At 60.2% G+C, this 20,136-nt stretch carries 22 protein-coding genes and 1 pseudogene; 14 read left to right on the top strand and 9 right to left on the bottom strand.

What is annotated here, in order from left to right; translation table 11 throughout:
• Window positions 1-262: 262 nt before the first annotated feature.
• Entirely contained in the window at window positions 263-742 is a 480-nt protein-coding gene (locus tag P3T23_RS11450; protein WP_429316285.1) for a hypothetical protein, read from the top strand.
• A 104-nt stretch (window positions 743-846) separates the two neighbouring features.
• Complete coding sequence (locus P3T23_RS11445) at window positions 847-1,596, top strand: SDR family NAD(P)-dependent oxidoreductase (RefSeq protein WP_429316284.1); 750 nt, start codon at window positions 847-849, stop codon at window positions 1,594-1,596.
• 168 nt (window positions 1,597-1,764) lie between these two features.
• Here P3T23_RS11445 and P3T23_RS11440 read toward each other — a convergent pair whose 3' ends face one another.
• Entirely contained in the window at window positions 1,765-3,513 is a 1,749-nt protein-coding gene (locus P3T23_RS11440; RefSeq protein WP_429316283.1) for an FAD-dependent oxidoreductase, read from the bottom strand.
• A 188-nt stretch (window positions 3,514-3,701) separates the two neighbouring features.
• Here P3T23_RS11440 and P3T23_RS11435 point away from each other — a divergent pair, with 188 nt between their 5' ends.
• Window positions 3,702-3,863, top strand: coding sequence for a hypothetical protein (locus P3T23_RS11435; protein ID WP_429316282.1), 162 nt, complete (start codon window positions 3,702-3,704; stop codon window positions 3,861-3,863).
• Window positions 3,864-3,886: 23 nt separating this feature from the next.
• Entirely contained in the window at window positions 3,887-4,777 is an 891-nt protein-coding gene (locus tag P3T23_RS11430) for a hypothetical protein (RefSeq protein WP_429316281.1), read from the top strand.
• Window positions 4,778-5,046: 269 nt separating this feature from the next.
• On the opposite strand, the gene P3T23_RS11425 is transcribed toward P3T23_RS11430, so the two are convergent.
• On the bottom strand, window positions 5,047-5,349 hold the full coding sequence (locus P3T23_RS11425) for a hypothetical protein (RefSeq protein ID WP_429316280.1): 303 nt from the start codon (window positions 5,347-5,349) through the stop codon (window positions 5,047-5,049).
• 37 nt (window positions 5,350-5,386) lie between these two features.
• On the opposite strand from P3T23_RS11425, the gene P3T23_RS11420 reads away from it, so the two are divergent.
• Window positions 5,387-5,866, top strand: a complete 480-nt coding sequence (locus tag P3T23_RS11420) for a hypothetical protein (RefSeq protein WP_429316279.1) — start codon at window positions 5,387-5,389, stop codon at window positions 5,864-5,866.
• 38 nt (window positions 5,867-5,904) lie between these two features.
• Here the strand turns inward: P3T23_RS11420 and P3T23_RS11415 are convergent, their stop codons facing one another.
• The 3 genes from P3T23_RS11415 to P3T23_RS11405 all read right to left on the bottom strand — a co-directional run bounded on the left by P3T23_RS11415 (window position 5,905) and on the right by P3T23_RS11405 (window position 9,830).
• Window positions 5,905-6,267, bottom strand: coding sequence for a hypothetical protein (locus P3T23_RS11415; protein WP_429316278.1), 363 nt, complete (start codon window positions 6,265-6,267; stop codon window positions 5,905-5,907).
• A 605-nt stretch (window positions 6,268-6,872) separates the two neighbouring features.
• Window positions 6,873-7,610 carry a GNAT family N-acetyltransferase gene (locus tag P3T23_RS11410; RefSeq protein WP_429316277.1) on the bottom strand — a complete coding sequence of 246 codons (738 nt, stop codon included), beginning with the start codon at window positions 7,608-7,610 and terminating at the stop codon, window positions 6,873-6,875.
• Between the two features lie 1,110 nt (window positions 7,611-8,720).
• Entirely contained in the window at window positions 8,721-9,830 is a 1,110-nt protein-coding gene (locus P3T23_RS11405) for a TQO small subunit DoxD (RefSeq protein ID WP_429316276.1), read from the bottom strand.
• Window positions 9,831-10,175: 345 nt separating this feature from the next.
• On the opposite strand from P3T23_RS11405, the gene P3T23_RS11400 reads away from it, so the two are divergent.
• From P3T23_RS11400 to P3T23_RS11380, 5 genes and pseudogenes are all read left to right on the top strand, one after another.
• Complete coding sequence (locus P3T23_RS11400) at window positions 10,176-10,430, top strand: hypothetical protein (protein WP_429316275.1); 255 nt, start codon at window positions 10,176-10,178, stop codon at window positions 10,428-10,430.
• Window positions 10,431-10,607: 177 nt separating this feature from the next.
• Window positions 10,608-11,372, top strand: coding sequence for a ferredoxin--NADP reductase (locus tag P3T23_RS11395; RefSeq protein WP_429316274.1), 765 nt, complete (start codon window positions 10,608-10,610; stop codon window positions 11,370-11,372).
• Between the two features lie 58 nt (window positions 11,373-11,430).
• Entirely contained in the window at window positions 11,431-11,991 is a 561-nt protein-coding gene (locus P3T23_RS11390) for a DsrE family protein (protein ID WP_266260651.1), read from the top strand.
• An 80-nt stretch (window positions 11,992-12,071) separates the two neighbouring features.
• The gene (locus tag P3T23_RS11385) at window positions 12,072-13,085 is read left to right on the top strand and encodes a substrate-binding domain-containing protein (RefSeq protein WP_429316273.1); all 1,014 of its coding nucleotides are present in this window, start codon (window positions 12,072-12,074) and stop codon (window positions 13,083-13,085) included.
• An 84-nt stretch (window positions 13,086-13,169) separates the two neighbouring features.
• Window positions 13,170-14,086 (top strand): annotated as a pseudogene (locus P3T23_RS11380) (LysR substrate-binding domain-containing protein); the annotation flags it as partial.
• 25 nt (window positions 14,087-14,111) lie between these two features.
• Here P3T23_RS11380 and P3T23_RS11375 read toward each other — a convergent pair.
• A complete protein-coding gene (locus P3T23_RS11375; protein WP_429316272.1) occupies window positions 14,112-15,011 on the bottom strand; it encodes a LysR family transcriptional regulator in 900 nt (299 codons plus the stop codon).
• Window positions 15,012-15,424: 413 nt separating this feature from the next.
• Here P3T23_RS11375 and P3T23_RS11370 point away from each other — a divergent pair, with 413 nt between their 5' ends.
• The 3 genes from P3T23_RS11370 to P3T23_RS11360 all read left to right on the top strand — a co-directional run bounded on the left by P3T23_RS11370 (window position 15,425) and on the right by P3T23_RS11360 (window position 16,577).
• Window positions 15,425-15,784, top strand: coding sequence for a DUF4148 domain-containing protein (locus P3T23_RS11370; RefSeq protein ID WP_429316271.1), 360 nt, complete (start codon window positions 15,425-15,427; stop codon window positions 15,782-15,784).
• Between the two features lie 70 nt (window positions 15,785-15,854).
• On the top strand, window positions 15,855-16,178 hold the full coding sequence (locus P3T23_RS11365; protein ID WP_429316270.1) for a DUF4148 domain-containing protein: 324 nt from the start codon (window positions 15,855-15,857) through the stop codon (window positions 16,176-16,178).
• Between the two features lie 204 nt (window positions 16,179-16,382).
• Entirely contained in the window at window positions 16,383-16,577 is a 195-nt protein-coding gene (locus P3T23_RS11360) for a hypothetical protein (RefSeq protein ID WP_429316269.1), read from the top strand.
• Here the strand turns inward: P3T23_RS11360 and P3T23_RS11355 are convergent.
• The 3 genes from P3T23_RS11355 to P3T23_RS11345 all read right to left on the bottom strand — a co-directional run bounded on the left by P3T23_RS11355 (window position 16,533) and on the right by P3T23_RS11345 (window position 19,356).
• Entirely contained in the window at window positions 16,533-16,832 is a 300-nt protein-coding gene (locus P3T23_RS11355; RefSeq protein WP_429316268.1) for an ADP-ribosylglycohydrolase family protein, read from the bottom strand. The two genes, P3T23_RS11360 and P3T23_RS11355, sit on opposite strands and share 45 nt — an antisense overlap.
• A gap of 409 nt (window positions 16,833-17,241) precedes the next feature.
• The gene (locus tag P3T23_RS11350; RefSeq protein WP_429316664.1) at window positions 17,242-17,511 is read right to left on the bottom strand and encodes an ADP-ribosylglycohydrolase family protein; all 270 of its coding nucleotides are present in this window, start codon (window positions 17,509-17,511) and stop codon (window positions 17,242-17,244) included.
• A 1,107-nt stretch (window positions 17,512-18,618) separates the two neighbouring features.
• On the bottom strand, window positions 18,619-19,356 hold the full coding sequence (locus tag P3T23_RS11345) for a hypothetical protein (RefSeq protein WP_429316267.1): 738 nt from the start codon (window positions 19,354-19,356) through the stop codon (window positions 18,619-18,621).
• On the opposite strand from P3T23_RS11345, the gene P3T23_RS11340 reads away from it, so the two are divergent.
• Window positions 19,355-19,669, top strand: a complete 315-nt coding sequence (locus tag P3T23_RS11340) for a hypothetical protein (RefSeq protein ID WP_429316266.1) — start codon at window positions 19,355-19,357, stop codon at window positions 19,667-19,669. The genes P3T23_RS11345 and P3T23_RS11340 overlap by 2 nt on opposite strands.
• The last annotated feature ends 467 nt before the right edge of the window (window positions 19,670-20,136 follow it).

The raw sequence follows: 20,136 nt of genomic DNA, 5'->3' as shown, positions 1-20,136 counted from the left end.
CCGCGATGGAAGTTCGGCGTCGATTGCGGACATCCGGCCCCTGTCCCGTTCGATGACTCGACGTGCCGATCATGTCTGCATATCCCGCTTTGCAACAGGCGCGTATCGGGCATAGCTGACATTCCGCTCAGGCATGGTGGTCTGGTCGCGGTTCACGACATGCCCGCACGGAATGACAGTTATCGCTGGCAGCCCTCTTCTGCACCGCCGCTATGGCGGCCATGATTCGCTCATCGTCAACGCTCCCCAGAGGGATGAACGAATGAACAAGCTCTTCAGCCGTACCCATGTCGGACCGGCGCATCCGGCCAACACGGGCGGCGTCACGCCTGTGGCCCCTTCCGCGTTGCGCTCGCTCGAACACGCGGCCATTCGCGACGGGGACGGCAACATCACCGAAGCTGAACTGGTCGTGCCGCGCGCGCTCGAGCTGAACGAAATTGCGGGCATCGTCGAGCAGGAGACGAGCGCATCGGACGTTACGTCCAGGGACATGCGCCGCATTTACCAAGGCACGATTATCGCCGCGGGTGGCTTTACGGGGGAAAGCGCCGAACAGATCTTTGTCGACGGCCATGCGGACCTCGTCGCGTTTGGGCGCATGTTTATTTCGAACCCCGACCTGCCCGAACGTCTGCGCGCCGGCAAGCCACTCACTCACTATGATCGCTCAACATTCTACGGCGGCGATGCACGCGGCTATACGGACTACGCCTCTCATTCCGAGGTCGTTGCTGCGTAACCGCGCTTCGAAAAGGGCAGGCCAAAACGGGCTCAAGCACCGTTTTGGCCGATTGGCCTTTCACATCACACTCATTTTTTCCCAAACACTCGTTGGAGCGCATCATGGATCGACTCACGAACAAGACGGCCGTCATTACGGGCGGCAGCAGCGGCATCGGCCTTGCCACCGCGCAACGGTTTGTCGACGAGGGCGCTTATGTGTTCATCGTTGGCAGGCGGCAATCGGAACTCGACAAGGCGGCGCAGCAGATCGGGCGCAACGTGACGGCCGTGCAGGCCGACGTGACCAGGCTTGACGACCTTGATCGCCTGTTCTCCATAGTCAGGCAAGAGCGTGGCAAGATCGACGTGCTTTTCGCCAATTCAGGTTCGATTGAACACCGGACGCTTGACGAGATCTCGCCCGAACACTACGACGCAACCTTCAACGTCAACGTGCGTGGACTCATTTTCACCGTGCAGAAGGCGTTACCGCTGATGTCCGCTGGAGGCAGCATCATCCTGACCAGTTCCATCGCAGGAGTCAAAGGCCTACCGGCCCACGACACCTACAGCGCGGCAAAAGCAGCCGTTCGCTCACTTGCTCGCACATGGACCATCGAATTGAAGGACCGTGGCATCCGCGTCAATGCCGTCAGCCCTGGCGCCATCGACACGCCGATTATCGAAAGTCAGGTTTCCACCGCCGCCGAAGCGGACGAGTTGCGCGCCCGGTTCGCCGCCGCGACACCGTTGGGACGCGTCGGTCGCGCCGAGGAAATCGCGGCCGCTGTATTGTTCCTTGCATCCGAGGACAGCAGCTTCGTCACAGGTATCGATCTGTTCGTCGACGGTGGCCTCGCACAGGTGTGAATGCTCAACCTCACCTCTTGAGATTGGCCACAGCGACGTTAGGTCGGCAAACGCAGGGGCGCTGCGGCGCAGGTTGATAAAATACGATCTCGCCGAAATGTTGCGGCCTGGCCAATTCGAGCTTGTTGACGACGCCATCAAACTGGTAACGCGCTGACGAAACGACCGCTAGCGAATCACAGCCGAATCGGCATGCGCCGCCAGAAAAGTATGAATCTGCGCTATCACGGCAGCTCCCTCACCCACGGCCGCCGCGACACGCTTCGTGGATCCCGATCGCACGTCACCAATGGCGAACACCCCGTCTACACTGGTTTCCAGCGGCAAGGTGCGCGTTACAGCCTCCGCTCCGACGTCAGCGCCCGTTAATACAAATCCTTTCGATTCCAGCAATACACCGCACCTTCGCAGCCAGCCCGTATTAGGCTCAGCGCCGATGAAAAGGAAAAGATGATGCGTCGCGACGTGCCCGTCGAGACCGTCGCTCCGCCGATAGTGGACACGCTCGAGTCGTTCATCGCCTTCCAGTGACGTCATCTTCGCGCCTGTGTTGATCGTCACGTTCGGCAGCGCTGCAATACGCTCAATCAGATAACGTGACATGCCGCGCTCGAGATCCGTGCCGCGAACGAGCACGTGCACGTGGGCAACCTGCGAAGCGAGAAAAGCGATCGCCTGTCCCGCCGAATTCCCGCCGCCGATCAGAAGCACCGGCTCATTGCGGCACAGCCGCGCTTCAATTGGCGTTGCCCAATAATAAACACCACGACCTTCGAAGCGCGCAAGGCCGTCCACCGCCGGACGCCGGTATTCAGCACCGCTCGCAATCACTACCGTACGGGCCGCGATATGTTGAGAGTTTGCAAGCTCGATTTCGAGCGGATAGCGGTCGCAGTGCAAGGCCTTCACTTCGATCGGAATTCCAATGTGCGCGCCGAATTTCTGTGCCTGGTTAAACGCTCTCCCGGCCAGCGCCTGACCCGAGATTCCGGTCGGAAAACCGAGGTAATTTTCGATGCGCGAACTCGTGCCCGCCTGGCCACCCGGCGCCCGGCAATCGAAAACGGCTACCGACAAACCTTCAGACGCCGCATACACGGCCGCCGCGAGTCCGGCCGGCCCAGCGCCCACAACCGCGACATCATAAATGTGTGCAGGATCGAATTCCGGAATAAGTCCCAGGCACGATGCCAACTGTGCCTCATCGGGATTGCGCAGCACGGTGCCGTTCGGGCATAAAACGAGAGGCATGTCGCTGCTCAAAGGAGTCAAACGCTCAAGCAAGGCGATGGCCTCGGCATCATGTACGTCAAGCGTCATGTGCGGATGGCCATTTCGACGCAGGAAGTACTGGAGCGCGAGCAGCCGGGCATCGTCGGGCGCGCCCACGAGCACCGCCCCCTGTCCGCGCTCGATGGCTGCGACGCGCCTCAAGATCAGCGCGCGCATGATCCTTTCGCCAAGCTCGGCTTCGGCGATCATCAACGCGCGTAACCGGTCGGGCGGAATAACCAGTGCCTCGACATTTTCCGTTACTTCCGCATCGACCAGCCCGGGCTTACCTGAGAGCATGCAGATGTCGGACGTGAACTCGCCCCGTTGCACCCTGGCGCGAAGCAATCTGCGATGGCCCAGTCCGTCCCGGCGGGCATAGCGTATCGTCCCCGACAGCAGCACGAACATGCCGGGGCTTGCGCCGCCTACCCGGTAGAGCATTTCGCCGGCAGCGTAGCTGCGCGGCGCGCCGAACCGGATGACACACTCGATTTCAGATTCGGTCAGCACCGGAAACATCTGGTCGTAGCGCGGATTGCTGCGTGGAGTCTGTTCCTCAAGTGCAAAGTCATCCGTGCCTTCTGTCCCGGCATCGGGTTGGCGCTGAGGCACATCACCGTGAGAAGTAGCGTCGTTGTTCATCGCAAGCCTCTTCGCCGCATGCCTGAACACGGGACCGGGTCGCGATCGCGGCAGACGTCATCGCGACATTTAACGCCCGCGCTAGCAGCTTATTACATAGTCAGAACGAAGAGTTAGGCAATTGCATACAACGGGCTTGTCAGCATAATGCTGGGCGTTCAAAAGACGAATGACGTCGTCAGTTGCCTATGGCCGGTGCGCTGATGCGCTATGGCGAGCGGATCTTGCGCGTGATCGCCGAAGCGAGCGGGCAGCGCGTGATCATCGAGTCGGTGGACGAGGATGGCCGCACCTTCCGCGGCACGGTGAAATGGATTAGCCTGACTGCTCTTCACGATCAACTTTTCTGAGCGCGATAAGGATGCAGCGGACCATGCAGCAGCTCGATATCTTCGCCGACAGCCGTGATGTGATGTTGCGCAACGACCTGCTGGAGCAGCTGCAGCGGCGCGACGCGGTGGCGGCACGAACGGCACTGGCGCAGCTCGCGAGCGAATACCCGGACGATGGCGCAGTGCCCGCGATGAGCGTGCTGGTTCGCGAACTCGAGCACGGACCGACTGCGCCCCTGGTTGACCATGCGGCGCTGGCCACCGCCCGCAATCACCTGGAGAACGAGGTGGCGTCCGCCGCCCGGCGCGTGCTGCCCACGCAGGCTGTCCAGCCGTGGCTCGCGCCATTCTGGCGAGCGCTCGCCCAACGGGCCGCGACCCTGGCATTTTGCGGCGCCGATGCCGGGAACCACGCAGCGCCGCTGTGGCTGCTGGCCGGCGACTGGGCGGCCGCCAGTGATGCGGTCGAGGGCATTGAATCGTGGTGGCGCATCCCCGCACCGCTCGCGTGGATGACCGAGGCGCGCTACCGGGCGGCCGGACTGGATGCCACGTGGCCACTGCTCGCGGAACTGGCGTGGCTGGCGCCCGCACGGTTCGCGGCGTTGCTGTCCGTGCTGGGCGACGCTTCGCTCGACGCGCTGCGCAGGCGCTTCGATGCGGAGTTTCCCGGCACGGGCGAGGTCGACGATGACGCGTGGTTCCCGGCGTGGCTGCTGGTGATCAAGCCGGCGCTGGCGGGCCGGCTGGGCAAGGCGCGCGTCCAGCGTGAGCAGGCGGCGTCCCGCGCGACGGCCCTGCTGGGGGAGATCCTGCGCCGCGAGCATGAGGGCGACCAGCACGAACTGGTCAGCCTGCGCCAGGAACTGAGCCGCCTGCATGCGGGCCTGTTCGACGCGTATATGGCGACGCGCAAAGTGCAGCATCGGTGAGGCGGTCAACCCGACTATGCTTTGTGGCACGTCGCGGTGCTACCGGCATTGCGTCGTTCACGGCACCAGACAGGCCGTGAGATTTCGCATCGGTGTCCCACTGAACCGCCGCGCCCGAACGGTTCTCCCCGCCTCTTCATAGGGCATGGCCCGGGACGAAGCAAGACGTGTGTACTTGATCGCTGCCGCATCTGTCGCAGTGCGGCATGACCCAATCTGCCCAATATGCGGGACGGCACCGCGGGACTTCGTCCAGCGACATGACGTTGTCATGGCCCGGGCAGGAACTGGATATCTCCATACCAGACGCGAGTCGTGGTACCAGTATTGTCGGCATCGGTCAGCGGGTCGCAGCCGGTAATCCGTCCGGGGTGCGCGCCCTTGCCAATAAGTTGCTCAATGAGGAAGAGTCCTGAATTGCCGCGCCGACCTTCAGAACTTCGGCAGCCCCAGGCGGCGAAAACGGCGGCCGAGATAGTCATGTGGATTTGCCGGAACTGCAATGCACGTTTGCCTTCGATGAGGTCGAAGCGAAGCCCAAGCTTACGAAAGCGGATTTCACGGGCAGGCAATGCGATTGCTCATAATTCGGCGGTTCGGCAGTGCGTGGTGAAAGGCATCGATCGCGGCGCAGGCGCTAAACTATTAGTGTCGGTATCGTCCGAGGAGGTGTCCAACATGGCAATCGAAGTCAAGGATCCCAACTACGAGCTCGGCGAGAAGGCGACATATGTCACCGTCAACGGCGTCAAGTATGCAATCGTGCGCGCGGACGCCTGGTTCGACCAGATCGGGGCCGGGAACGCCCCTGCGTCGGGCGGCAAAGCGCTGTCGCTTCCGCTGGGGGACGTAACCAGGGGCAGTGGAAAATTTCACGGCGTGAAAACCGTCAAGCTCGCCCTCAACCCTGACCTTCCGGCCTGTCACGCAGCGGTGCACAGGGCGACTTACTACCCTGCAGATCAGGTGACGTTTACGGCCGTCTCCAGGAAGAAGCTGCGCCCCGGCAGTTCGGCGCATAGCAAAACTGATCGTGTCGGGCGCGGCAAGGTCGGCGTGGGCGGCATGCGCACCAAGTCGCACAGCTGACGGCGCGCGGGTCGAGTCGCAACTTCCTGGTCGAGGGACTAGCGGGACGCGTCCCGCTTTTCCTTGATCGCCTTCGCCTTGTCCTTCCGCCAGCTCAGGAAGTTAGTCACCGCGGCCGCGATGAACGTGACGATAGTGGAAGCCGACGACGCAATGAGTGTCTTTTCCTCAGCATCTGGCGAAGGCGTTGCCGGTTGATATGGGGAAGCGGATGAAAATGGGACTGCCGGGACGCTTCCCGACAAGGGTTGTGATGTGCTTTTCGACTGCACGACGGTTACTTGCGGCAGCTGGTTCCTCGACATGTAACGCACGAAAAGGGCGGCTGTTATGCAAAAAAAGCCCACAAAGAGACCGAGGAATAACCGACAAAACAGCTTGAGCCTGGTGGAGTTTGCCACGCCTGCCTCCGTCTTCGTCGACGGTTGCCGCACTCCTATATTGCGCCAGAATCTCGCGGAAATTGACATCCCACGCGTTGAAAGACTGGAGGGCGGCCCCAGGGGCGCATTGCCGAGACGCGACGCGTTCAGGGTATTCATTCGATTGGTGCGAAAACTGGCGTAACAGCGTCAGAAGCCGCTTGCACCAAGGCTATACGACTTCTCAGCGTTTTCGTATATGACCGATTCGCAATCCGTTGAACCGGCCGCCACGCGATCTGCTGCGGCGTTCCGTCGAGCTGCCGGCGAACTTTTGCCCGGGAACGCGGCGCAACATACGCGGCATGCCCATTACCCTATCCGATAGTTCGACACTCGGTTCGGTTACGGCCCATTCGATCTTGGCGTCCTTCGAGCCTACCCAGAATCCGTCCGGCTTTTAAGGAAACTCCGTCCATCGCACTACTGCGACGTGAACATTTGTGGCGAGATCTCTTCTGCGGCGAAACTGCTTGCCATCTCCAACGGCAGCGCACAATACACTTGCGCCAAGAACCTGCATCGGGCGCTTCTGCGAGTAGTTACAGTTTCTTTGCGCTCTACGGAACAGAATCAAAACGCGATCAATCGTCCTGTCCGCCGCCATCCCTCTGCCGCGCGATCAGATCCGCGAGCCGCTCAACCTGCTGCCCCTTTGCATCGAAATTCCCGGCATCAAGCCATCGCTCATAGCACGAGCGCAGCGCGGGCCATTCGCTGTCGATGATCGAATACCACGCGGTATCGCGATTGCGTTCGCGATACACGATCGCCTGGCGGAAAATCCCTTCGAACGTGAAGCCATAGCGCAGCGCGGCACTGCGCGATGGCTCGTTCAACGAATCGCATTTCCATTCGAAGCGTCGAAAACCGAGTTTGTCGAACACTTCGCCCATCAGGAGGAACATCGCTTCGGTGGCGATACGCGTGCGCTTCAGACGCGGCGAGTACGTGACGTGACCGACTTCGATCACCCCGTTCGCCGCATCGATCCGCATCAGCGCGAGCGTGCCGACAGCCTTGCCGGTCGCGAGATCGATCACCGCGTGGTGCAGCGGGTCCGTCGATGCGGCCATGCGCGTCAGATGCTCGCGGTACGCGACGAGACTGTCGAAGGGGCCGACCGTCAGATAGGTCCAGTCGCGGCCATCGGCGGCCGAGCTGTAGGCCTCGTACAGGTCTGCTGCGTGGCGCTCCACGTTCACCGGCTCGAGCCGGCAATAGCGGCCCGTCAGCGGCTCGCGGCCAGGCACCTTCGCGCCTTTCCACGCGGGCACGGGCGCGCCGATCGGTTGCCCGAGCCCGTTACGTCTGGATTCCACGTCCGTTCTCCTGTTGATGATTGAAGCCTGAAACGGTTGACTGTTGATGGAGAACGATACGGCAAACGTGGTATGTTCAAAAGAACCACGAATAGCCAATTCGATAGGTCCAGCCGACATGATCGAGATTATCGTGCCGCTTTGGGCGAAACTGTCCAGCAAACACGCGTTTGGGTGGCGCAGAACGAGTGGACAACTGTATAACTCGGGCCTGCACCTTCGGTTCAGACTTAAGCGGCCGGTAATACGCAGTGCGTTGCAGCGCCTTGAACCAACGGCACCGCTTCGAAATCGAGACGGTAATACCTTCGACATGCAATCACTGGCGGATCGTCTCGAGCACTTCCCGTCCAAACCCACCAGGAACTGCAATTTTTGCGAACGCAGTTCAAGCATTGCTTCGCCGTATGCTTCGGCAGTTCCGTGATCTGGCGCTCGTACTGTTCCTTTTCACCAGACACGGACGAACAGTCTGGAATCAGGGAAAGCCGGCAAGGCCGGCGTCTGACGAAGTAATATTTGTCGCACGATAACGACGCTACAGCTGATTGCCTCAAGCGATTGAGAAGCCGCCCTTGCTTGTGTCACTTCGAGCGCTCGCATATACGCGGGCGCAAAGTGCTGCAGTACAACTGTACGAGGGGTCGCGTGCCATCAACTGTCGGCGACTGCCCAACTAGCGCTGCACTCGCCCATCGGATCGTTATTGATCTTCGAAAATTAACTGAAGCGGCCACGCCGCGATAACCCGCGATATCGTCGCAACCCGTCTGCCTCGGTGATCACCGGCGTCGCAGGGCATCCGTCGCTATCCTTCGGCGAAGACACCTGCAGATGTCTCAAGGTCTTAAGGTTTGTTCGACGCCTGCCCATGTCCGTGGGCTCGGGGCGCGCGACGGCGCGTGCGGTTTAGTCCGCTCGGCCTTTGCGGTCGTTGGTCCATCAACGCGTCAACGACCGGTATAGGTTCCTAAGCCGACGACAGTGAGCAATCTTGGTGAGCGGCCGCTTTGACTGTCGTCGAACGGCGGTGCACGACCCCACTCCGGCCGCTGGATCCCGCGCCTCCTTAGCGGCAACTTGACGACTGGTGGCGATCGATCGGTCCCATCAATGCACGACCCCTGATGCGTCTTGCAGAGATGTCGAAAAGACGCGTCCATCGACATCCGTCAGTTGCAGTGTCCGCGCGCTGGCGATAGCGTCCGTATGAACGGCCGCCGCCGGTAATGTAATGGTCGAAGCGGCGCCCATCGCCGCGCGCAGACCGAATGGACCCGGGCCGAATTTGTTGTAGGCGTAGTCGTTGTTGAACGCGGTCTTTGGCATCTTTGAGAGTGCCTCGGCGTTCCATTGCGTGACGGGTGTCCTGTTCGCATCGAGCAACGCAGCCGCGACGACGTGCACCGGCGCTTCAGGGGTCCCGGCATCGAGAGTAACGTGAAAGCGCACGCTTCCATCAGCTAGAACAGCCGCGCGAGCCAACGTCAGGTGATGGGCGGTCGGGCTGATAGGGCCGCTATGAAATGGCGTCACGACGGAGCCGCGGTAGTAGCTGTACGTCCCAACGTTGAACACGAGCACAAAGGTCAATACCGCGAGTGCGAGGTTGCGAAAACCCGTATCCGAAAGCGGCAGTGCCTTGCTTCCCGATGCCCATTGGAGCCAGCCGCTGCTCGCCCGTTGCGGCTTGTTGCGCAGCAGGACATTGTCGAGCGACCAGGCCCCGCTGCCGCCCAGCATCAACGTCGCACCCATCGCGAGATTACAGGCCGCCATCGTCCATTCGTCGATGCACGTCGCCCCTTGCCAGCCGAACATAAGCATCAGCAATACAGAAAACCCCATTGAAGCGAGTGCCGCGGCGCGCGTGAAGAGGCCCGCCATCAGCATGAGCCCGACGATCAGTTCGGCAGCACTGAAGAGAATGACGCCGCCGTACAGCAGATAGAAGTGATGCAGCATGAAGCTGATCACATGGTCCATACCGAGCAGCGCGCCTGGCATCGCCGTCTGGAACTTGTTGGCCATCCAGTGTGCGGCATGCGGATTGAGCTTGCTGGGCCCATAAATGAATCGCCGCGAACCGCCTCCCCAATAGATGAAGCCCTGAATGACACGGACCGACACCAGGGAAATGGCAGAAATACGCCATGTGCGCTGGTCCCGCTCGCCCACAGCGCGCTCGTGACTGACTGCAGGGTATGCAATTGAACTCATGGAAGAACCTCTGAAGTGAATGTGCGTCATCTGACCGGAGGTTTGCGGCCCGCTCTGGCAGCGTCACCGATCGACCAATCATCGCTTTGCAGCGTATCGAAGGAAGGGGGGCCGTAAAAATACATTAATTGCATCGGCGCCATAATTTTTTGGTATTTAACTTAATGACATCGCGTTTTTATATTTGCCCATCGACGAGCACATCCATATAGACGCAACGCATGGCAGAGATATCAGTATTGTATTTTTCCTGAATGACCGACGTCCCTACACTGGGTCCATGCACTCCCGACAATTAGTCGATCGCAACGGGCGGCATACTCAACCCAAGTGTAAGGACCAAAAATGAGCAAGCTCTTCTGTTCCACCGCCCCTGTCGCATTGATACTCACGGCATCGCTTTTCTGTTCGGCAGCCAATGCTGCTCAACAAGACGCCGGTGCGTCGCAACCGCAAGTTTCACAAACCCAACAGGCACCCTCCGACCCCGCTGTCCAGCAGGCGCACGGGCTAACGCGCAAGCAGGTCTATGACCAACTCGTTCAGGCAGAAAAGGACGGCTCGCTAGCACGCCTCGATGCCACGCTGTACGGACCGTGAGCGTAGTGCGCACTCGCGCATGCATCGATGATCGTTCCTTCCCGATGTCGAGCGGTGCATCAGCTTTACCTGCCCCGCAACAGATAAATACCGCAGTGCCGGGACCGAGCGCGGCGAGGCGGCCGGACAAGTCCGCCCGCCTCGCGATCACCTACCGTTCGCCTCACTTTGCAAGCCATGAGCAACCTGAATCTGCAAACCGTATTATCCGTTCGCCACTGGACGGATACACTTTTCAGCTTTACCTGCACGCGCGATCCGTCGTTTCGCTTCGAAAACGGCCAGTTCACCATGGTGGGTCTCGAAATCGACGGCAAGCCGTTGATGCGCGCCTACAGCATTGCAAGCGCGAACTACGACGAAGAGCTGGAATTCTTCAGCATCAAGGTTCCGGATGGCCCGCTCACGTCGCGGCTGCAGCACCTGAAGAGCGGCGATCCGCTGCTGGTTGGCCGCAAGCCGACCGGCACGCTGATCGTCGACAACCTGCTGCCTGTGTTGTGGCTGCTGTCTACCGACACGGGTCTCGCGCCATTCATGAGCGTGATTCGCGATCCGGCGGCATACGAGCGTTACGATCACATCGTGCTCGCCCACACCTGCCGGTACGTCCGTGAACTTGCCTATCGCGACTACATTATGACGACGCTCCCTAAACACGAATTCCTCGGTGAGCAGGTGCGTGAGCAACTGATCTACTACCCAACCGTCACTCGCGAGCCGTTTTCTAACAGCGGTCGCATTACCGATCTGATCGACGCCGGAACGCTGTTTTCCGACACCGGACTACCGCCATTTTCGCCCGAACGCGACCGCATCATGCTGTGCGGGAGCTCCGCGACGCTGCGCGACACGCGCGCCTTGCTCGAGGCATGTGGCTTCGATGAGGGCAGCCAGTCGGCTCCTGGACACTATGTGGTCGAGCGGGCCTTCGTTTCATGACTCGGGCGGCAAGCCAGCGTCATTCACCTTTGATACATCGCCATTGAGAGAATTCGTCATGAACAGAATCAAAACTCTTTTCGCTACCGCGCTCGTTGCGGTTGCGTCCGCGTCAGCGCTCGCAGCGCCGACCGATCCAGCCGGCTTCTGGACGACACCCACAATTCAGGGCTACGGCAACATGCACTATCTGCCCGACAGCGCGTTCAAACCACAGCCTGGCCATACCTACAAGGTGGTCTTTGCGCTGACTGAGGCCGCCGCACAGCCTGACAAGGCCAACCCAGCGCTGGATCACGTGGCGCGCACGGTCAATCTCTATGCCGCTTCAGGTGTACCACTGGCGAAACTGAAATTCGTAGCTGTGGCGTATGGCGCGGCGACACCGATCGCGCTCGACGATGCGCACTACCGGGCAGCGTTTGGCGTGCCCAACCCCAATCTCCCGCTGATTGCCGAACTCAAGAAGGCCGGCGTGACGATCGCGGTATGCGGGCAGGCAGTGGCCGAGCATCATTTCCAGTACGACTGGATCAATCGCGATGTCACGCTTGCGCTGTCCGGCCTGACCACTGTCACTGCGCTCCAGCAGCAGGGTTACGCGCTGATGCAGCTGTAACTGCACGTTCGTCGCGCGTGCGGGTAGTGCGAACTGCCGTGCAGTGCGCGTACCTTCGTTGATCATCTGGAGTCCACTGTATGTCAACCATCAACCGAAACACGCTTGCCTTGTGCATGATGAGCGCCATCGGCGCCCTCATCATCGGATCTGCCCATGCGGAGGGCGAGCCGGCACCCGGCACCGCCGGCATCGCGCATAGCCAGGGCGTCTATCCACCGTGGCAACACGGTGCGAACAATGACAGCCCGGTACGCGGCCTGTCGTTCACCGAACCCGACGCGGACAATCTTGCCGATTTCCATGGCGACCCGGTTCATCCGTCGCTCGCGCTCTATGTCGGTGGCAACTACTTCTTTGCGATGGCGCCGCTCGTGCAGGCGTTCGAAGCGCGTTACCCACAGTACAAAGGCCACGTCTACTGGGAGACGATTCCCCCGGGCCTGCTGGTGAAGCAGATGGCAGACGGCGGCACGGTCACGGTCGGCAACATGACCTGGACTGTCCCGGCTGACGTGTATCTCGCTGGGCTGAAGGCCGTGCAGAAGCAGATTGACGTCGGACGCCTGCAGGCGCCGGCAGTGCCGTATGTGACGAATACACTGACCATCATGGTGCCGCACGGCAACCCTGCCCATATCTCAGGACTCGCCGATCTCGGCCGACCCGAGGTCCGGCTGGCGATGCCGAATCCCAAATTCGAGGGGATCGCACGGCAGATCAAGACCTCGCTCGAACATGCGGGGGGCGACACGCTGCTCAACGACGTGTACGGCACCAAAGTCGCCGACGGGTCAACCGTGCTGACGCACATCCATCACCGGCAGACGCCGCTGTGGATCATGCAGGGCAAGGCGCAGGCAGGTGTCACCTGGCAATCCGAGGCGATGTTCGAGGAACAGGCCGGCCATCCCATCAGTCATGTGGACATTCCTACGGCCGACAACACGACGGCGATCTATGCGGGGGCCATGACAACGCATGCGCCTCACGCCGAGGCGGCTCAACGTTGGCTGGACTTCATCCGCTCGCCCGCAGGGCTCGCGATCTTCGAACGGTACGGGTTCAAGCCCTACCAGGCTAACGCCGGGTGAACGCGCCTGCCACCAGCTTGCATCTCGTGCCGGGTTGCCCTCGGTAACCCGGGATCCAGTCATCTTCCAGTCCGGGATCGCTCCGTGAACCTTCATCAATTCCGATTCGTACGCGAGGCGGTTCGTCAGAAGCTCAATCTGACTGCTGTCGCCAAAGCCCTCTATACGTCACAGCCTGGCATCTCAAAGTCGATCATCGAACTCGAAGACGAATTGAGCATCGAGATCTTTACGCGCCATGGAACACGGCTGAGCGCCATTACTGACCGGGGCAAACTCGTCGTTGCGGCAGCAGAGAGGATTCTTCGCGAGGTCGAAGCCTTGAAGCGCCTCGGCGCGGATTATATGGCCGACGATCAGGGGGAACTGATCATCGCCGCCACCCATACGCAAGCTCGCTATCTGCTGCCCAACGCGATCGCACGGTTCAGGTCGCGCTTTCCAAAGTCCCTGGTTTCGATCCTGCAAGGCTCGTCCAGCCAGGTATCAGCGATGATCCGCAGCGGCGAAGCCGACCTCGTGCTGACGCCAGGGGGACCTGTCCGGAGACGACACGCTGCTGACGCAACCTTGCACGATCTCGCGTCCCGTCGCCGTGGTGCCGGCCGGTCATCCTCTTGCCGGATGGGCCCGGCTCGAGTCTGACGATCTCTCACGCTTCCCGCTGATCGTCGACGACATGTTCAGGCAGCGGGAGAAATTCAGGCAGGGCAACCGTGCGCCCAATGTCGTGCTGCGCGCTGCCGACGCGGAAATGGTAAAGACCTACGTCGCACTGGGGCTGGGCGTCGGTATCGTCGAGGACATGGCTTTCGACATGGAACGCGATTGCAGCTTGCGTGCGTTACCCTTCGAACACGTGCCCAGCTCACATACTGCCTATGTCGCGTTCAGGACGCGATCTTTCCATGCGAGGTTACGTGCGTACGCTAGTCGAACTGCTGTCGCCGGCGTCTTCGCGGGAACACGTCGAGCAGGCCATGCGAAACGCGGACGCCACCGTGACAGGCCTCGCGGCCAACAACGTCAGCGCGCTGCGGCATCCGCTGCGACCCGCGCCAGCACGAGGTCGAAAAAACCCTGCGTACTCGGCGATAGCGACCGCCCCTTGAGCCACACCATGTGCAGCGGGCGCTCGATGCGAAGATCGTCCACTTCGAGCACCGTCAGCTCGCCGCGGCGCAACTCGTCCTTCACACTGAGCAGCGAAACGTAAGCGATGGCGTGCTGGGCAAGCAGCATCCGCTTGATGGCTTCGGTGTCGCTGATGGACATTAGTGGGTCAATTTGCAGACCGATATGCCCGTAAGCCTCCTCAACAACCGCACGCGTGCCCGAACCGGGCTCACGCAGAATGACCGTATGCGCAGTCAGATCGCGCGACGATAGCTTCTGCCCGGCACGTGGATGTCCGGCCGCGACGACCGCGGCGATTTCGTCGGCGCCGATCGGACGGGAATGCAGAATCGTGTTATCGAATGGCCCCTCGATGAAGCCGAGTGCAAAGGCATGGTTGCACAAACCGGCTTCGACTTGCTCGGTGTTGGTAACCGTCAGGTCGATTGCGACCTGAGGGTGGCTGGCGTTAAATTGCGCAATCATATCCGGCACGAGATACACGCCGACCGTCGCGCTGGCGCCTATCTTCACATGCCCGGCGCTGAGACCGGCCAGTTCCCGCAGTTCCCATTCCGCCGCGTCGGCAAGCGAGAAGATCTGCTCGGCATAGCGGAACAGCATCGACCCCGCATCGGTCAGCGCGACTCCTCTCGGCAGCCGGTCGAACAGCACAAGTCCAAGCCGTTCCTCCAGTTCCCTGATTTCCCGCGTGACCGCCGGCTGGCTCACGCGCAGGCGTTCGGCCCCCGCGCTAACGCTGCCCGCGCGCGCGACCTCGAAAAACGCCAATAGATGAGTAAAGTTCATCGCAACTGTAATTCCCGGAAACTGCGCATGCGCTGGACCACGCCACACATGCCGTACCAGTCGCGAAGCCTTCCTTCGCAATGCAGTGCAGTCGCGTCCGCGCACGCCATTGGCGCCGATTCGCACTGCGTTTGCAGGCACAACCCCACATTCACCTTTCGGCGGCATGCGTTACAGATATGGATCGTATCCCAACAATATATTTTATTTCTGTCTTCCTGGTGAATACGATGTGTACATGGAGGCGCTAGACAAGATCTGCATATGCAACCGCCGGCTCACACAGATTTGCGCCACGAACGCGGCAGACGAGCATCGCCCTGGCAGTCCCTGCTGGGAATAGAGTCAGGTTTTCTGTGTTCACCATGACGTAGCCAGAGTCTATTTCTTAATCATCAATTTAGGAGTTCGAAATGAACAAGCGTTATGTGCTGAGCCTTTCCATGATCCTGCTCGCGTCGGCAGGCGTCGCTTCCAACGCGTCCGCCCAGGAGAAGACCCGCGCGGAAGTCCGTCAGGAACTGATCCAGGCAGAAAACAACGGCCTGCGTTTCGTGACCGACACGTCGTACCCCGACGTCAACCCGGTCTTTGCGCAACAGGCAGCCCAGCTCAAGCAGCAAAGCGAAAGCGGCACGGGTGCCGGCATGTCCGGTTCGAGCGCCGCCGGCCAGCGAGAAGCGGCAGGCAAAGCCGGCATCGGTCAAAGTCATGCGGCTATTCCTTCCTGCGTCGGACCGGTCAGCTTTTGTACGCCGTATTTCGGCAGCTGACGCAGCAACATGTCGCGCACGCCAACCGATTGCCCAGTACCACCCATCATTCATTGAAGGAGATCAAGTCATGAAGACGCTTATTTGCCTGACCCTCGTCGTCAGCGCGCTCGCGAGCCCGGCACTGACCTTCGCGCAAGCCAAATCCGGCCAGTTGACCCGTGCGCAGGTGCGCGCGGATCTCATCCGTGTCGAGCAGGCGGGCTATAACCCCTCAGCGGGCGACGATCCGGACTATCCCGCCGACATCCAGGCCGCCGAAGCAAAAATTGCTGAACAGGACGGTGCCCGGCTCGCGGCCGACGCCGTGGGCGGTATCGCGCAGGCCGGTTCCTCGCAGACAGGTATGGCGGCAAATGCAATTTCGCCCCGTTCCCTGTATGCCGGGCATTGACAATGTGTCAGTCCATTTGGGTGGTGTCCGGCAACCCACATTGGGCAAAGCGGAGACACGCCAGCAGCGGGTGTCTGCCACCGTCTACCGGCATGGCGAGCGACGAACTCGATGCGGCAATCCTGATATTGCGATCCGCTTTTGCTGACTGAAGCGTTCACAGTGACTTGCCGGCTTGTGCAGCCAAGCTACTGAGAGAAACCGATGGAAGACCTGATAAGTCGCGCGATTTACCACCCGCTCGTCGCGCTCCCGACGTTCTATCTGACCGATCTGATGTGTAACGTCGACTACAGCCTGGTCGGTGCCCTCCTGGTGTTGGCATCCGCATCAACGTTCCGGCTGGCGCGGCTTTCAAGCAGATGGTATCGCCGCAACAGAAGAGAATTCGGAAACTGATATTCCCTGGCACTGGCGTTCCGTCATGTGCGGTCGCGAAAATGTTGTTCGTGGGCACGCACGCTGATGTCCGCTGGTAGCCAACAGGCAAAGCGTCTGCGATCCATCATCGCTCCACGTACCGACCGGCACACCGGCATGTGACCGCCTGAAGCCGACAGGCGTTGTCATCTCAATCTGATCGCGTGGCGGAATCTGTTCTGGGGAGTGAAACTCATACAGAACGCCGACCGCATCGCCGACCAGTAGACCCACAAGACCGCCAAGTTCTGCATTGAACTAACTGACGGTGCTGTATCAATGAAGCGAAACCATTCTTATTTGTCAAATTCATTCCCCGACTGTTTGATTATTGAACGCATATGGAAGCATGGTTCGCGTGACCGATATGGTGAGGGAACTGTTGCAAAAAAGCGTCATCCTTCCGCCGAAAAGAGCCTATAAAACGCCGCTTTTCATCGCACACCGCCTCGGTAGCCTTGCAGGACGGGCGCATCGAAAAAATTACCGACTTCGCCTAAGTAAAGTAGCGTTTTACTGATTTAACAAGTCGCTACAATAGGACGACAGTATCGGCATAGCGAACGCAATAGTAGGAAGAAATGAGCAAGGTGACGCGACCGGGAGAAGTAAGTGGCAGAGCTTTTTAATGTTTTGGTTCGGCTCACCGTCGCGTTTGCGTTCGCGGTGGCCCTGATAACTTCATTCGTGCTGGGCGCCGAGGCGCTGCTGTGCATGCTGGGCCGTCGAAATGCGCGCCGCCGGATTCACGCGGAGACACACCGTCGCGAAGTTTGCTCATTGCTTCAGCAGTCTGAATGCCACGATCGAACACATCCCCATCGACCGCAAGATAACCGTCGTCCACCCATCGCAGCAGTTTGCCCGCGAAGTCGGTCAACGCGAAGCGGCCACATTCAAGCCTGCTTGCCAGCAGCCACAGGGCTTGTGCGCCATCGTCGGACCACGTACCGACCGGGGGACGCCGGCACGCGTTCGAAGAAACCCATCAGCAGGCTGCATTTCGATCTTGTGACGCGGCGGAATCTGATGAGGTGCGTGAAACTCGTATGGACAGCCGAGAGAGTCACCGACCAACAGGCCGATTAGTCCCGCTATCCGAGGATCAACACGCTCCCGAAGTGCGGTGAAGCCAGAATTATTCTTCATAGATCATGTCTCCGATTAGTACCGCCGGAACAACAACGACGACAAAGGGATGTAACTGACCTTGTCGCACTGAACCACTGTTACCCTCCCCACTCCCCGACAACCGCCTCACGCCGGAGAAAAAGCCAAGTGCTGGAAGTGCTGATCTGGAGGCGCAGGTGACGCCCCTCGATGATTAGATGATTTCATCGTAGGCCGTCTGTGTGGCAGGCGTCGCCTGAACGCACAGTGGGCGTTGCTCGACCCCGCATTTGCGCTCGATCCCGAATTCAATTTCATTTCTCAATGGCAGACGTGGATCTCGGCAACTGCGATTACGGGCGCAGTTACTGGCACAACTGCTTCGTCTGTCTCGCGTTCACCAGAGCAGGAATGAGCAGGTGGGCACCCATAGCGGATAACTGTCTGCCCGCGGGTGCGACTTACGACCGACCGAATCGGAAGGTGAGTGACCGTTGTACCTTCAAAAGCTGCCGATGAGGTGGCGCCTGGTCGAGCGTCCGGCTTGGGTCGATAGCGGCTATTCAACGACAGTGCGATTTCCATGCGGCATTACCCGTTTCTGACTAGTGAAGACGAATTCGACCAGGTCTTCTCTCGTATTCGTGACCGATGGCTTATGTACTGGGCCGATCCCGGTAAACAACGTGCCGGCGAACCTATCTGCACAACGATGGCCGGAGAGTGTATTCGACGATCCCGATGGTCATTTGCTTGAGGTCATGACCCGCCCTTAAAGTTGGCGCCTAAAGGTTTGGCGCCTAAAGGTGCACAAACGCATTGCTCCTCTAAAGCGATGCAAATCGTTTCGTCGCGACAGCCACATGAAGCGGCGCATCAATGTGGCCTCTCGAGCGGGCTGGCGCGTCGCTCATCGCGCGCCGGCGACGGCGTTTGTCGATGAAACGGCATGGCCAAGCGACAGGTAGCTCCGGTGCAGTAGCGATTCGATGGTTGCCCAATCGGCGTCGGTGACGCTGCCCGCTTCTTCACGGGCGTCGCGAAGCAGCATCGCTTGCGCGCGCAACTGGCCGTGTTCGAGTGTCGAGCCCGCGGGCACCCTATACAGCGATGCGGCAGCTGCACCACACGCGCTGCCCAACGCGCCGGGCGGATAACGTTCACGCTGCCGGTGCACGATCCACCATTCCAGTTCGAGCGCGGTGGTGCGCGAGACATCGAAGTCGCGGTTCCCCGTGTTGCGGATCAGGCTGAAATAGGTTTGCAGCGCCGGCAACGCTTTTTCGTAATCGCTGCGTTCCTTGCCCCCCTTGAAGGTGAATGCGGCTGATGCGCCGTAGTAAGCGCCGACGTACGACCTTAGCCACGGAAGGTGGTATTGCGTGCGCAGGGTTTGCGCCAGTTCAAGAAAGAGCGCCACGTGCTGGCGGTCATAGTAGGAGCGCCATATTTTCGTTTCGAGTGTCCCCGTCGCGATGGGATCGAAGCGGCTCAGGTCACGGTGCAACGGCCAGAAGAGATCGGCGGCGGCATAGCCGATCAGAACGACAAGCAGGGCCAGGATCGTCCGTCGCCAGCGTCCTGGTCCGGCTGCAAGGATCACGCGGTGCCGCAGGCCGTGGCTGCGGACGCGCCCGGTTGTGTTCATGTCGAATAGCGTCGATATCGAACGTGCGTTGAACCCTCTATTTCACTACGCGCCCCAGCACCTCGCTCAGTTCGGCGTCGTCAAGCACTGGGACGATGTCCAGCTCCATCAGATCGCTCCACTGATAGGCGAACTCGGTGAGTTTCTTCATATCATCTGTTTCGAGCAGATCGAACCCTGCGCCCAGATCGGCTCGCGTCCACCGGCCCACCAACCGGACGCCGTCAGGCGGGGGCCCGCCGGTTCGCTGAAAGCGCGCAATGGCTTCGGCACGCTGTTGGGTATCCCGGTGCCCAGTGGAAGGTCATCATGAATTTCATGGCTGTGTCTCCTGACGGTGGCTCGTCCACCTGCTTCAATTTATACGCCCGATGGCGGCATATGGATGCAATTGGGCGTGTGCACTGCAACGCAAGTCGACACAGGGAGCAGATCGGGACGAACGCTTACATCGGCAGGGAAACCGGCAGTCATTCTGTTTGCATGCGTCGCCTCTAAATACCCCCTTGCCGCGTATTCCGCCCGTCGTAGTGCCGTCATGTTGCTCACGACAGACAGCAGTCGGCCAGGAAGCGTCATTCGCCCGCACCGTCGCTCGGACATTCAGGCGTCGGTTCCACCGTTGGAAGCGGCCATTCAATTCGCGATGTGAACGTTGCTTCATCGGCCATAGCAGCTGGTCGCCTGGTGCAGGCACGCGGCTCTCGCGTCCGTTCCTATAGCGGTGAATTGCAAGGCTGAGTGTTGCACAGAGCTACTGGAACCAGCCGCCAACATCGT

Origin of the sequence: Paraburkholderia sp. GAS448, assembly GCF_050435685.1 — a bacterium.
Lineage (GTDB): Bacteria > Pseudomonadota > Gammaproteobacteria > Burkholderiales > Burkholderiaceae > Paraburkholderia.
The sequence above is the reverse complement of the archived record's forward strand: the minus strand, read 5'-3'. Positions and strand labels throughout refer to the sequence as shown.